Genomic DNA, 13,737 nt, shown 5'->3' with positions numbered 1-13,737 from the left:
CATGGAGTATTTCGATATCCTCGTCAGCATTTTCGGATCGACCATACGATTGTCCGTTCCGTTAATTTTCACCGCACTTGCCGGTTTGTTTTCGGAGCGCGCGGGCATTTTCGATATCGGCCTGGAAGGAAAGATGCTGGCGGCGGCATTCGCCGCAGCATGCGGGGCCTATGTTAGTGGCTCACCCTGGATCGGCCTGTTGTGCGGCATTGGCGTCTCTATCCTGTTCTCGCTATTGCACGGCTTTGCCTCAATCACCAATCGTGGCAACCAGATCGTCTCCGGTGTGGCGCTCAACTTCGTGGCCGCCGGCCTGACCGCCGTTCTCGGTCAGGCCTGGTTTCACCAGGGTGGACGAACGGCTCAGCTTTCTACGGAGGCGCGGTTCTCGCCCATCACGCTTCCCGGCACTGATACCATGCGCGACGTACCGATCATCGGCCCTCTCTATTCCAATGTGATCTCTGGAAACAATATTCTCACCTACCTTGCTTTCGCCGCGGTACCTCTGTCCTTCTGGGTGCTCTATCGCACGCGTTTCGGTCTTCGCCTGCGTGCGGTTGGCGAGAACCCGGGCGCGGTCGACACGGCCGGCATTTCGGTATCGTGGCTGCGCTATCGGGCCGTCATCGTTGCCGGCCTTCTGTGCGGCTTTTCCGGCACTTATCTGGCGATCGCGCAGTCAGCCGCCTTTATCAAGGATATGTCGGCCGGTAAGGGTTACATCGCACTTGCGGCACTGATCTTTGCCAAGTGGAAACCGGTCCCGGTTCTCCTTGCATGCCTGCTGTTCGGATTTCTGGACGCATTGTCGAACTTCATGCAGGGTAAATCCCTGTTCGGCATTGGCGAGATCCCGGTACAGATCTTCCAGGCTTTGCCCTATATTCTGACCTGCGTTCTGCTTGCGGGATTTATCGGTGCTGCCAATCCGCCAAAGGCGGGTGGTGTACCTTATGTGAAGGAGCGCTGACATGGCGAATGACCTGTTTAATGCGGCGCGCGACGCAATGCAGTTTGCCCACGCGCCATATTCCGAGTTTCCCGTGGGAGCCGCCATCCGCGCTGATGACGGTAACGTCTACACGGGCGCCAATATTGAAAACCTGTCCTTTCCCCAGGGCTGGTGTGCCGAACCAACGGCCATCGGCTGTATGATCATGGGTGGCGGCAAAAGGATCGTCGAGATGGCTGTGATCGCCGAAAAACTGGCGCTCTGCCCACCTTGCGGAGGTTGCCGCCAGAAGATCGCGGAGTTCGCGTCCGCCGATACGAAAATCTATCTCTGCGATGAGGTCGGCATTCAGAAAACCATGACCATGGAAGAGCTTTTGCCTTTTTCCTTCAAGACTGAGCTATTGGGATGAAAACCGTCATAGATCTCCTTGTCGAGCGCCTTGAGGGCTTGATGCCGCGCTATGGCATCGTTCTCGGTTCGGGGCTTGGAACACTGGTCGAGGAGGTGAGCAATCCCGTTCGCATACCGTATTCCGAATTGCCCGGCTTCCCCGTAAGCCGCGTCTCCGGCCATGCTGGAGAGGTCGTCGCCGGTACTCTTGGGAAGGAACCGGTGATCATGCTGTCCGGGCGCGTTCACTATTACGAAAGCGGTGATGCCAATGCCATGCGCTATCCGCTGGAAGTGCTCAAAGGCCTTGGCGTCCAGTCCCTGATCCTGACCAACTCTGCGGGATCTTTGCATAATGACCTGCCTCCGGGGTCCGTTATGCAGATCACTGACCATATCAATTTTTCCGGCTATAATCCGCTGATTGGCGAAGAAAGCGACAACCGTTTCGTCGGGATGACCGCCGCCTACGACACTGAACTGGCCGATGCCATGCGTCGTGCTGCGGCCACCGTCAGCGTTCCGCTCCGGCGCGGGGTCTATATGTGGTTTTCCGGCCCGAGCTTCGAAACACCGGCTGAAATCCGCATGGCGCGTATCCTGGGCGCCGATGCAGTCGGCATGTCCACGGTACCGGAAGTGATCCTGGCTCGCTTTTTGGGGCTGCGTGTTGCTGCCGCATCGGTTATTACCAATTTTGGAGCCGGGATGACGGGCAGCGAGCTGAGCCATGAAGAGACAAAAGACATGGCCCCCATTGGTGGGAAAAGACTCGCCGCCATCCTTACGACGATGATATCGGGTGGAGGAAGCAGCCGTGGACATTCATGAATTGCGGGAGACTGCGGCCATCGCGCTCAGCCTGCTTGACCTCACAAATCTGAAGGACGACTGCACGCCAACCGCCATCGACGCGCTGTGCAACCGGGCGATCACAAGCCATGGCAGTACCGCGGCAATCTGCATCTGGCCCCGCTTCGTGTCACACGCGCGCTCGGTGCTCGGATCTGCCAGTCCGGTGAAGATCGCGACGGTCGTCAATTTTCCCTCCGGAAACCTGAGTGTAGATGCGGTTGTCGCCGAAACGGAAAAGGCCGTTTCAGATGGTGCCGACGAGATCGATCTGGTTATCCCGTATACCGCCTTGCTGGCTGGTGACGAAGCAGCGGTTGAAGCCATGGTGAAAGCCGTACGCCAGGCCTGCCCGCATCCTGTTCTTCTAAAAACGATACTTGAAACAGGTGAGATCAAGACGGCTTCGCTGATCCGGCGCGCATCCGAGATCGCGATTTCGGCTGGCGCAGATTTTATCAAGACCTCCACCGGCAAGGTGCAGGTTAACGCGACCCTCGAAGCCGCCGATATCATGCTGCAGGCAATACGCGACAGCCGCAAGACTGTCGGCTTCAAACCGGCAGGAGGCGTGTCCAGCGTCGCTGATGCCGCGCTGTATATCCGGCTCGCTGAAACGATCATGGGCGAGGGCTGGGTCATGCCATCCACATTCCGCTTCGGTGCATCGGGCCTTCTGGACGACATTCTGGCTGTTCAGGAGAATGGAAAGCCTTTGGCCAAAGCCGCGGGATATTGAGCCGGATGAATCCGCAGGAAGTCATCCGCCGCAAACGAGATGGTGCTGAACTTGGTGCCGCCGAGATATCGTCGTTCATCGCGGCCCTTGGCGAGGACAAGTTGTCAGAAGGGCAGATTGCAGCCTTTGCCATGGCGGTCTTCATTCGAGGTATGACTTCGGGCGAAACGGTGGCTCTCACCACGGCCATGCGCGATTCTGGCGATGTTTTGCAATGGGAGGGGATTGGCAAACCAGTCGCCGACAAACATTCGACGGGCGGTATCGGTGACAATGTCTCCCTGATGCTCGCACCCATCGTTGCTGCTTGCGGTCTGGCGGTGCCAATGATTTCGGGACGGGGCCTCGGGCACACCGGCGGTACACTGGACAAACTGGAAGCGATCCCCGGTTACAACATCGTCCCGGATGCCGCGCTCTTTCGACGAACCGTTGCCGATGTCGGTTGTGCAATTATCGGTCAGACCGGCGATCTCGCACCAGCGGATCGTCGCCTCTATGCTGTCCGAGATGTGACTGCCACTGTCGAATCCATCTCCCTTATTACGGCCTCCATCCTGTCGAAAAAGCTTGCAGCGGGTCTCGAGACCCTGGTCCTCGACGTCAAGTTTGGCAATGGCGCCTTCATGCAGAAAGTGGAAGAGGCGGAAGCTCTCGCGCAGTCGTTGGTTGATGTCGCCACCGGCGCCGGGATGAAGACCTCTGCCTTGCTGACCGATATGAGCCAACCTCTGGCAGATGCAGCCGGTAACGCCGTGGAAGTGATCAACTGCGTCCAGTTCCTGAAAGGGGAGAAGGCCGGGACGCGACTTGAAACTGTGGTTCTGGCGCTTGGCGCACAGATGCTGGTCAATGCAGGTGCAGTCGCAAGCCTGGATGAGGCGGAAAAGAAATGCAGGGCAGCACTGGCCAATGGTCATGCTGCCGATTGCTTCGGCAGAATGGTTCACACACTGGGTGGACCAGCAGATCTGATGGAACGACCCGAACGCTATATCGTGGCAGCGCCCATAGAAATTCCGGTACTGGCTCAAAGCGATGGATGGCTATCGACCTGTAACACGCGAGGTCTCGGCATCTCCGTGGTCGATCTCGGGGGCGGTCGCCGGCGACCAACCGATAGTATTGATCATCGTGTAGGGTTGAGCAGGCTCGTTCCGCTGGGGACAAAAGTCGACAAGGGTGATCTCATTGCCACCGTTCACGCATCCGATCGTGAGAGCGGAGAAAGAGCGGCACAGTCGGTCCTTACGGCTTACGAGATTGCCGAGCGAGAGCCCGAAGCGATGCCGCCGGTTCTAAAGACGATCGGATAGCGCTTACTTGGTGCCGTACATCCGGTCGCCGGCATCACCAAGGCCCGGCACGATATACCCCAATTCATTCAGATGGCTGTCTATAGAGGCCGTATAGACCTGCACATCCGGATGCGCTTCGCGGAAGTTCTTGATCCCCTCAGGGGCCGCCAGAAGACAAAGGAAACGAATGTTTTTCGCCCCGCGCTCCTTGAGCTTGTCGACGGCGGCAATCGATGAATTGCCGGTGGCCAGCATGGGGTCAACGATGATCACGAGCCGTTCGTCCAGATTTTCCGGAGCCTTGAAGTAATATTCGACCGGCTGCAGCGTTTCATGGTCGCGGTAAACGCCGACATGTGAAACACGCGCCGCGGGAACCAGTTCCAACATGCCTTCCAGCAAACCGTTGCCCGCGCGAAGAATGGATGCAAACACCAGCTTCTTGCCCTCGAGAATCGGCGCGTCCATCTCTGTCATCGGCGTTTCGATACGCTCGACCGTCAGTTCCAGGTCACGGGTCACTTCGTAGCAAAGCAGTGTGGAGATTTCGCGCAGCAGTCGCCTGAAACTGGATGTGGACGTGTCTTTGCGCCTCATGATCGTCAGTTTGTGCTGTACGAGCGGATGATCGATTACTGTGACGCCGTCCATGGAGTGAGCCTCTTTGCTGTGAACTCTTTGGTTCGTTTTTTCATGGCGCAGAGCATTTAAGCAAGTGCCGTATCGGCTTTTAGCGCATCATCCCCAGCTGGGGCAGCTAAAGTTGTGCCAAAAGGCCAGATCGTGTCTGCTCGTCGACAAATGCAGCCTCAATCGCGGTGCGCGTCATCGCATTGATATCCTGGTCCGAAAACCCCATCACGTGCGATGCAATCTCGTATTCTGCTTCAAGCGACGTATGGAAGAACGGGGGATCATCCGAATTGAGTGTGACCTTCACGCCCTTTTCCCACAATGTCCGCAACGGATGGCTGGAGAAATCGGGAAACACACCAAGTGCAATGTTCGACCCTGGACATACTTCCAGTACGGTACCGGTATCAGCAAGGCGCTGAACAAGATCAGGGTCTTCTATTGCCCGAACGCCGTGTCCAATACGGTGCGGACGAATAAGATCGAGCGAGTCTGAGACACTGAAGGCGCCGCAGAGCTCGCCCGCATGGATGGTGAGCCCCAGGCCCGCGTCTCTGGCGATATCGAAAGCCCTGGCGAAATCGGCCACACGCCCCATTCGCTCGTCGCCCGCCATGTTGAAACCGGTGACGAGAGGATGGTCCAGCCGGGCGGCGTAGTTCGCCATCCGGATGACACGTTCAGGGCCGAGATGACGTTCGCCTATGATCACCATGCGCGAGACAATGCCCGCCTTCTCACGAGCACGTTCCATTCCGGCCGCAAGCCCCGCGATATAGTCATCCGCACTCAGGCCAACCGTTTCGCCGTGATCTGGCGCAACGAAGAGTTCGCTATAGATGGTGTTGCAGTCGGAAAGCTCCAGGAGATAGGTTTCCGCGAGAAGAGCATAGTCCTCCTCACTCCGGAAAACGGATGATACGGCATCGTAGCATGCGATAAAACTGGTGAAGTCATTCCAGACGTAAGTGCCGTCAGAAACGAAGTCAGAAATGTCCGCGCCGTATTTTTCGGCCTGCAGCAGTGCGAGTTGAGGCGGAGCAGCGCCCTCGATATGGCAGTGCAATTCCGCCTTTTTCAAATGCTGCGTCACAGGAAGCTCCGCCCGTATCGGCCTGGCGCAATACCGAGATGCGCTGCGACCGTTTCGCCTATATCCGCATATGTGCTGCGAATTCCGACCGCTCGCGACCTGATGCCCGGTCCGAACGTCATGATAGGCACCCGCTCGCGCGTATGGTCGGTGCCGCGCCATGTTGGATCGCATCCGTGATCAGCCGTCAAAAGCACGAGATCTCCTGGTTTCAGCTTGCGGTTCACTTCCGGCAAGCGTCTGTCAAAGGCCTCCAATGCCGCTGCGTATCCGGGAACATCGCGACGATGCCCGTAGAGCATGTCGAAGTCGACGAAATTGGTAAAGACGAGATCTCCGTCTGCCGCTTCATCCATCACCTTGAGCGTTGCATCCATCAAGGCCATGTTGCCATTGGCCTTGATGGTGCGTGTCACACCTTTATGGGCGAAGATGTCGCCGATCTTGCCCACAGCATGCACAGAGCGCTCTGCCTGTGTCAGCCGGTCCAGTAATGTCGGTTCCGGTGGCGGAACCGAAAAATCCTGCCGGTTTCCGGTCCGCTCAAAGCTCTTACTGTCTTCGCCAACAAATGGCCTTGCAATCACCCGTCCTATGTTGAGCGGGTCCAGAAGCTCGCGAACGATCGTGCAAAGAGCCACCAGCTTGTCGAGGCCGAAATGGGTTTCATGGGCAGCGATCTGGAAGACCGAGTCTGTCGAGGTGTAGCAGATGGGTTTCCCGGTCCGCAGATGCTCCTCACCAAGACGAGCGATGATCTCTGTTCCTGAGGCATGACAATTGCCGAGTATTCCCGTGATCTCAGCCTTCTTGCATATCGCTTCCACCAGTTCAGGCGGAAAAGCATCTCCCTCTGCTGGAAAATATCCCCAATCGAACGTCACAGGGGTCCCAGCAATTTCCCAGTGGCCAGAGGGGGTATCCTTGCCATGGCTGATCTCGGACGCAGCGCCGCGAAGGCCGAAAACGCGTTCTGGAACGGGCATGCCAGCCGGATAAAAACCACTGGCTTCTTTGGCGATGTGAAGAAGGCCAAGCGCCGACATATTGGGAAGTTTGAGCGGACCAGATCTCAGCCCTTTTCGATCTCCTGCGCCAGCGGCGCAGAACTCGGCAATGTGCCCGAGAGTGTCTGACCCGTCGTCACCATACTTAAGCGCATCCGGCGCGCCGCCGATGCCAAAAGAATCAAGGACGAAAATAAATGCACGCGCCATTGGTCACCCGAAAAGAGGAAGACCGATCTCGTTGCGGTCCACCAGAGGTGCCGATGAATAACGCTTCATACGACACTTGGCAAACGCTGGCATTTTGCACACGATTCAGCAATCGCTGCAGGAAATCCCGGCGTCACCGACGCGCTGGCGATAATAGTATTCGCGACTGATTGTGATATTTTTGACGGACCTTGAAATGTCAGGCATGAACATCAGCAATTCGTGAGGTACCGAAAGTTCGCTGTGGACCAGGAAGGTTTCGGGATAGAGGAGGTTGCTCGCGAGGCTGACTTCGCTTCCTTTAACATAAGGAGTACTCCCGTCATTTGCCCAGGACCACGCGATGGTCGCCTTGTTGGTGGCGCTGATGGTGATGCCCGATATCTTCATTTTGATACCAGTGACGCTATAGGGCGCGAATATGCTTTTCGCCACGTCCTCCATCGTTGCGAGTTCAGCTTTCGTGACGCTCGATTTCTGGCTGATGAGATCGGCGACCACGCTTGCGGAATTGGTCGTCCGCTTGACCGCGCTCAGACCCATCGTGAGTTCGAACGAAGCCAGATAGGTTACAATCAATATTGGTGCGATCAGAGCAAATTCTATGGCGCCTACACCGCTGCAATCGTTGCGGAAGCGCGAAAGCGTAGCCATTGCAATCGATGTAGCGTCGCGAAGTGAACCCTTACACCTGCCTATGAGGCCGGGCGGTTGCTTGAAGAACTGCATCAAGGGTAGTCCTCATTTACGAATGCTGTAGTCTCAACGATGAGGAAATCAGTGGGCCTCGAGCCTTCTTCGGGACGAACGTTCGAGATATAGGGTCTGATGAGATCGGTGATGACATGCCACTTGTAATAGGCCCGCATCATGTTGATCGTGCCTGGTCCACCCGGATTGTAGGCGAATGTCGATGTATCCAGAGGAGCAGAGGTTTCGGACGATGTTCTCGGAATGGCTGTGGGAATGTCCGCGAATGTCTTGAAATTTCTAATGTCCAGGAAAAGTCTCGAGGGCGTATTGATCTCTTCCTGTGTGCAGGAAATCAGGATCGATACCTCATCGCAGAAAGCAGCGCGAAATTGCTTTTCCGTCATGTTGTTATCCCGACCCAGATTGTATGTGATGTTGCCGGTCCGCAGCTCACGCGACATTGTCTGTACTGCGTTCGCGACAAGTTCTTCGCCCCAAAATGCGATGAAGGTCTCAAGTATTGCGAAGATAATCATGAAGTAGGGAATGGCAAGTATCGCAAACTCAATAGCTGCGGCCCCATCGCGCGAGCGGCGAAATTGCCCGCCAAGTTTGCACCATGACGCCATTCTGGTGGCGCGGTAGCCATTCGAGATTTTGGACAGGTTCAGCATCTACACCCCACAAATCAAGGCTTGATGTTAGATCGAAGATGTTGATTTTCCGTTTCCGGTTTTCCTAGAATTGCCACGAAATCGGCAGCCTTGGCTGAGGCAGGGTTTGACCTCAGGGATTGTTTTCAGGCTAGTTCCCGCTCGTGCCGGAACGCTCCGCATGCTGCTCGCAATTTGGTGTGCAAGATAACACCGTACGGCTGGTGGATTTATAAACGCGGACCGTATTTCCCTCGTCGATCGACACGAGAATTCGCTCATCCACGATAGCGTTGCCATCGCTATCCAGCAGAACCAGGTTGGTCGTGCCGAAATTCCGACCGGTCAGAACAATGGTCTGGGGGTCCGCCACCGTTGCGTCGGCGACGTCCGAATTCCCGACAATGACTTTGCTCACTGCCCGGTCCAGCTTCAATACGCGGGCGTGATCCATGTAGACACGAAGCATGTCCTCCTCTGCCATTGCGGGCATTGCGGACAATAAAAAGGTGGCACATGCACCTGTGGCAAGGGAAATAAAACCGTTGCGAACCAACATCCAGCGCGCCTTCCGGAAACAATACGCTACTTCAGGGAATTCAACGTTATGATGGCTTCGATTGGTGAACGAAGCGTTAAGTGGAGCTAGATGGCTGACAAATAGGCCAAAGCGAACGGAATGCAGGAAGGATTTTGGCTCTGGCATTGCGAAGTTGAATGGAACCAGATGTCTCGTTGTAATACAGGCCGACAATTCTGTGCGTCGTAAAAAACAAATTGCACTTTATAGTGGTGCGCCTAAAGCAAGTCGCGCTGTTCGATGTAAATGTTTGGAGCAAGTATTCCGCAATTTTCATTGTGCCCTTAGAGGGATTGCCCTGATTTCGGGGTGTTCTCGCAAATATAAACAGTTTCCATTGTGGTCTCATTTACCAATTCTCCCCCAAGCCCACGTTAGCGTTTTGCTAACCGTTTTTCTTAAGCTGATGGCAATGGCCTGCTGTGTAAGGTCCTGGACATCCGAGCAACGGCGAACAGTTGCCGGGAAGTGCTGACCAACATTTGTGGAGTAGGAGAGTAACATGAACAAGATTTTCGCACGTTTTCTTAAGGACGAATCGGGTGCAACGGCCATCGAATACGGCCTGATCGCAGCCCTTATCTCGGTCGCCCTGATCACCGGCGCCGGCGCGCTGGGCACATCGCTGAACACGACATTCAGCAACATCGCGACACAGATTAAGCCCTGATAGGTTTAGTTGCTAGAAAGTCGCCTTTCCCTTGGAAAGGCGACTTTCTGCTATTTGTCAAAGGTATACGAGAGTAAGCCACCAAACTGAAAGATTTCAGAGAGTGGTTTCCCGGGAAATAAAGTCCCCAGGCCAAGTTCGGCAATGCGAGTGCAGCAATGATCGTCAGTGTCATATTTTTGGTGTTTCCGCTCTGTCTGGTTCTTGCCGGTTTGACCGATTTCCTAGAGATGAAGATCCCCAATCGCATATCATTGATACTTCTGGCCTCCTTTCTTTTTCTATGTCCGTTTGTCGGTTTGAGCTGGACGGCCTTCGCCATGCATCTTGCAGCCGGTGCAGCGGTATTCACAGCGTGTTTTTTACTTTTCGCCCTCAACGTCATGGGCGGCGGGGATGCCAAATTGCTGACAGCCGCGGCATTGTGGTTTGGAATGGGCATGCCTTTGCTCGATTTTCTGGTGGGCGTTGCCTATATGGGCGGCTTCCTCACGATCGTCATCCTGTTGATCCGGACGCAGTCGTCTAAGATCATGGCAATGGGCCTTCCTCTGCCTAATTCAATCTTTGTAGCCAAAAAGATTCCATATGGCATTGCCATCGCTGTTGCGGGTGTCGTGGCATATCCGCAGTCACCTTTTGTTGTCTGGGCTCTCGAGCGCGTTTCCTGAGAAATAGCGTCTTCCGGCAAGAAGAAAGTTTTCGTTAACCACGCCTGTAAGGGTCCGGTTAACCATTATTATACCAATTCCTGATCATTCTGATGCCGACAATTCTGTTGAGTCCCTCAAGGATCGATCATGAAACCCGCCCGCATCATAATTCTCGCTATTGCCGTTCTGGCGGCCGGTCTTGCCGGATTGCTGGCTATGCGCCTTACCGGCAACGACCAAGTGATCGTGCAGCAGGCGGAGTCGGTGATCAAAAAGGAACCCACGGTCGACGTGCTGGTGTCCGCAGAAAATCTTCCAGTCGGATCGCGTCTGAACGAAAAGTCCATGCGGTGGATGGCTTGGCCAGAAGGCGATCTTGTCGACGGCTTCATCACCAGCTCGACACGTCCTCAAGCCCTTGATGAACTGAAGGGTGTTGTCGTTCGTCTGCCAATGTTCGAGGGCGAACCGGTCCGCATGGAAAAAATCGCAGATTCATCTGATCGGATCATGTCTGCTCTTCTCCCTGCGGGCAAGCGAGCAGTGGCCACTGAGATTTCGGTCGCCACTGGAGCAGGTGGTTTCATTCTTCCCAACGATCGGGTCGACGTGATCATGGTTCGCCGCGGTGATGGCTCGAATTATCTCACCGAGACTGTCCTGACCAATGTGCGCGTACTCGCGATTGATCAGCAGATCCAGCAGAAGGAAGACGGATCGAAATCCGTCGTGGGAACAACAGCCACGCTCGAACTGACACCAGACCAAACCAAGGTGATCACTGTTGCACAACAGATGGCTGACAGGCTTTCGCTTGCCCTTCGATCCGTTGCCGACGCGCAGGAAGCAGATACTTCCGCGGCTGACTATCTCTTGAGCGGAGATACAGGATCACCGTCGATCCAGATCATCAAGTCTGGCGAAGTGGTCAAGTCGACGGATGAGAAGGCGCCATCGAGATGAGCGGAGACAGAAAAGTGCGTTGCTTGAAAAAACGAATTCGAAGCTCATTGGTCGGCGGAATTTCCGTCAGTCTTATGGTATCAGGCGTGCCGTTCAGCGCAGTCGCTCCAGTGCTGGCACCGTCTGTCGCTGTAGCCGCATCGCAAAGTGTTGTCAGGATCGCTGAATCAGGTCCCGGCGCACGCCGCACAATCAAGCTTGGTCTGAACAAAGCTTTGGTCGTTGATCTTCCAGAAGATGCGCATGATATTCTCGTTGCGGATCCTACGATGGCAGATGCGGTGACGCGCACGTCGCGACGAATTTACCTCTTCGGAAAAGCGGTTGGGCAGACCAACATCTTTATTTTCGGTTCCGCAGGGCAGGAGATTGTCAGTCTCGATATCGAGATCGAGCGAGATGTCGCAGGCCTTCAGGACAACCTGCGCCGCTTCATTCCGGAATCTGACATCTCAATCGAAATTGTATCCGACAATATCATTATGACTGGATCGGTTCGTACTCCGCAGGACGCGGCTCGTGCAGAGAGCCTTGCCGAGGCATTTCTGAAGGGTGGTGAGGCGACGACCCGTAACCAGACAGCTTCTGGCGGTGACAATGGTGGCGATGTGGCAATCTTCGCGGAAGACCGCCAAGTCTCGCAGATTATCAACCTGTTGACGATTGAGGGTGAAGATCAGGTTTCGTTGAAGGTCACCGTTGCAGAAGTCAGCCGCCAGGTTCTCAAGCAACTTGGTTTTAACGGAAGTGCTTCCGACGGTGCTAGCGGCATCAGTTACAATAATCCCGCCAACCTTGGAAACGCAGCGAGCGTCACCAACGCAATCGGCGGCACTTTGCCCAATATAGTGGGCAGCATCGGCGGCTATACAATCAGCAGCTACATCAATGCGATGGAGCAGGCGGGCGTGATGCGAACGCTGGCAGAGCCGAGTCTGACCGCGATCTCTGGAGAAGAAGCAAAATTCTATGTCGGTGGCGAATATCGCTTGGCCGGCGAGCAGGAAATCGGTGTGGATTCCGATACTGGTGCCACGACAGTAAGCCGGACAACTAACTCCGTTGATTATGGTATCGAGCTGAATTTCCGCCCTGTCGTTCTTTCACCTGGACGGATCAGTCTCAAGATCGAGACCAATGTCTCGGAACCGACTTACGAGGGCTCCAACGTCACTGGCAATACTGCGTCCGGTATCCCTGGCAACACATATATGTCCATTCGCAAACGTGAAGCCTCGACAACGGTCGAGTTGCCCTCCGGCGGGTCTATCGTGATCGCTGGCCTGGTGCAGGACAACGTACGTCAGGCCTATTCCGGTGTGCCAGGTCTCGCGAAGGTTCCGATTCTTGGGACCCTTTTCCGGAGCAAGGACTTCATGCGTAACGAGACCGAACTGGTCATTATTGCAACGCCATATCTCGTACGTCCCGTCGCGCGCAACCAATTGGCTCGTCCGGATGACAATTTCAATCCAGATAACGATGCGGCCACGTTCTTCCTTAACAGGGTCAACAAGGTCTACGGGCGCCGGGAAGCCGATGTCTCGGGTCAATATCACGGCGCAGTCGGATTTATTTACAAATGAGCCCGGAGATCGACATGAAGAAGCTGGCAGTCACGGCTGGTAAGCCAACCCGGGAGGTGCGTATACCACTGCATCGATCTGCTCCAGTGAGCGTTCGCCTGGGCAAGGCGGCTTGCGCAATCCTGGTTATCGCGTCAGCGGGACTGCTGGCCGGTTGCGGCAACATGCACAAGGACAGCATGACCACAGGGGCCGTCGATGACTATCGGACACGCCATCCCATCACCCTGACGGATGTCGAGCACACGCTCGACGTTCCAGTTTCCTCCGGGGATCGACGTCTGACGACCGGTATGAAAGATGCGATCGCCGGTTTTGCGGCTGAATATGCCTCAAGCGCTTCTGGCATCGTCCAGATTCTTCTTCCGCAGGGCTCGCCCAATTCAGGTGCAGCACATCAAGTGCGCAAAGAAATCAGGGCGGTCTTGACGAGATCGGGCGTTCCGTCGCCACGCATTGTTGAAACCAGTTATCAAGCCGATGCAAGCGGCGATGCGGCACCGATTAGATTGTCATATGTGGCAATGACAGCGGTCACCAATCAGTGCGGAGAATGGCCCGAAGATCTCGCAAATGACACGCTGCAAAACCGCAATTACCATAATTTCGGTTGCGCTTCGCAGAACAATCTGGCCGCCCAGATTTCAAGTCCGATGGACCTTCTGACGCCGCGCAAGATGTCACCAATCGACGCGACCCAGCGGGCTAACGTCATCAGTGATTACCGCACCAATATCACCACCGGATCCTCTGATTGAT

Annotated in this window: 16 protein-coding genes; 10 read left to right on the top strand and 6 right to left on the bottom strand. The window is 55.3% G+C overall.

The window, feature by feature from the left end; genetic code table 11:
* Position 1 precedes the first annotated feature (1 nt).
* From ACWPM9_RS19530 to deoA, 5 genes are read left to right on the top strand one after another with little or no spacing between them, the layout of a single operon-like run.
* Positions 2-973, top strand: a complete 972-nt coding sequence (locus ACWPM9_RS19530) for an ABC transporter permease (RefSeq protein WP_428186281.1) — start codon at positions 2-4, stop codon at positions 971-973.
* Between the two features lies 1 nt (position 974).
* Positions 975-1,367 (top strand): cytidine deaminase, encoded by a 393-nt coding sequence (locus tag ACWPM9_RS19525; RefSeq protein WP_484756215.1) that lies wholly within the window; start codon positions 975-977, stop codon positions 1,365-1,367.
* Positions 1,364-2,179, top strand: coding sequence for a purine-nucleoside phosphorylase (locus ACWPM9_RS19520; protein ID WP_428186279.1), 816 nt, complete (start codon positions 1,364-1,366; stop codon positions 2,177-2,179). The genes ACWPM9_RS19525 and ACWPM9_RS19520 overlap by 4 nt, the downstream gene beginning before the upstream one ends.
* Positions 2,166-2,939 (top strand): deoxyribose-phosphate aldolase, encoded by a 774-nt coding sequence (deoC, locus tag ACWPM9_RS19515; protein ID WP_428186278.1) that lies wholly within the window; start codon positions 2,166-2,168, stop codon positions 2,937-2,939. The genes ACWPM9_RS19520 and deoC overlap by 14 nt, the downstream gene beginning before the upstream one ends.
* Positions 2,940-2,944: 5 nt before the next feature.
* Positions 2,945-4,255 (top strand): thymidine phosphorylase, encoded by a 1,311-nt coding sequence (gene deoA / locus ACWPM9_RS19510; protein ID WP_484756214.1) that lies wholly within the window; start codon positions 2,945-2,947, stop codon positions 4,253-4,255.
* Between the two features lie 3 nt (positions 4,256-4,258).
* Here the strand turns inward: deoA and upp are convergent, their stop codons facing one another.
* The 6 genes from upp to ACWPM9_RS19480 form a co-directional block, all read right to left on the bottom strand.
* Entirely contained in the window at positions 4,259-4,888 is a 630-nt protein-coding gene (gene upp / locus ACWPM9_RS19505; RefSeq protein WP_428186276.1) for a uracil phosphoribosyltransferase, read from the bottom strand.
* A 106-nt stretch (positions 4,889-4,994) separates the two neighbouring features.
* Positions 4,995-5,963 carry an adenosine deaminase gene (locus ACWPM9_RS19500; protein ID WP_484756213.1) on the bottom strand — a complete coding sequence of 323 codons (969 nt, stop codon included), beginning with the start codon at positions 5,961-5,963 and terminating at the stop codon, positions 4,995-4,997.
* Positions 5,960-7,180 (bottom strand): phosphopentomutase, encoded by a 1,221-nt coding sequence (locus ACWPM9_RS19495; protein ID WP_484756212.1) that lies wholly within the window; start codon positions 7,178-7,180, stop codon positions 5,960-5,962. Before ACWPM9_RS19495 ends, ACWPM9_RS19500 begins: the two co-directional genes overlap by 4 nt.
* Before the next feature lie 105 nt (positions 7,181-7,285).
* Positions 7,286-7,834, bottom strand: coding sequence for a TadE/TadG family type IV pilus assembly protein (locus tag ACWPM9_RS19490; RefSeq protein WP_428186507.1), 549 nt, complete (start codon positions 7,832-7,834; stop codon positions 7,286-7,288).
* A 74-nt stretch (positions 7,835-7,908) separates the two neighbouring features.
* Positions 7,909-8,502, bottom strand: coding sequence for a TadE/TadG family type IV pilus assembly protein (locus ACWPM9_RS19485; RefSeq protein WP_484757690.1), 594 nt, complete (start codon positions 8,500-8,502; stop codon positions 7,909-7,911).
* A 175-nt stretch (positions 8,503-8,677) separates the two neighbouring features.
* A complete protein-coding gene (locus ACWPM9_RS19480; protein WP_428186273.1) occupies positions 8,678-9,085 on the bottom strand; it encodes a pilus assembly protein N-terminal domain-containing protein in 408 nt (135 codons plus the stop codon).
* A gap of 523 nt (positions 9,086-9,608) precedes the next feature.
* Here ACWPM9_RS19480 and ACWPM9_RS19475 point away from each other — a divergent pair.
* The 5 genes from ACWPM9_RS19475 (at position 9,609) to ACWPM9_RS19455 (ending at position 13,736) form a co-directional block, all read left to right on the top strand.
* Positions 9,609-9,776, top strand: a complete 168-nt coding sequence (locus tag ACWPM9_RS19475; protein ID WP_484756211.1) for a Flp family type IVb pilin — start codon at positions 9,609-9,611, stop codon at positions 9,774-9,776.
* 158 nt (positions 9,777-9,934) lie between these two features.
* Entirely contained in the window at positions 9,935-10,447 is a 513-nt protein-coding gene (locus ACWPM9_RS19470) for an A24 family peptidase (protein ID WP_484756210.1), read from the top strand.
* 129 nt (positions 10,448-10,576) lie between these two features.
* Complete coding sequence (cpaB, locus tag ACWPM9_RS19465) at positions 10,577-11,392, top strand: Flp pilus assembly protein CpaB (RefSeq protein ID WP_428186270.1); 816 nt, start codon at positions 10,577-10,579, stop codon at positions 11,390-11,392.
* Between the two features lie 74 nt (positions 11,393-11,466).
* Positions 11,467-12,978: a type II and III secretion system protein family protein gene (locus ACWPM9_RS19460; RefSeq protein ID WP_428186505.1), complete on the top strand. Its 1,512-nt coding sequence runs from the start codon at positions 11,467-11,469 to the stop codon at positions 12,976-12,978.
* Positions 12,975-13,736, top strand: coding sequence for a CpaD family pilus assembly protein (locus ACWPM9_RS19455; RefSeq protein WP_484756209.1), 762 nt, complete (start codon positions 12,975-12,977; stop codon positions 13,734-13,736). The genes ACWPM9_RS19460 and ACWPM9_RS19455 overlap by 4 nt, the downstream gene beginning before the upstream one ends.
* Position 13,737: the final 1 nt, after the last annotated feature.

It is taken from the genome of Agrobacterium sp. H141 (genome assembly GCF_057158725.1).
Note: the sequence above shows the minus strand (reverse complement) of the source record. Positions and strands in the feature narration are given on the sequence as shown.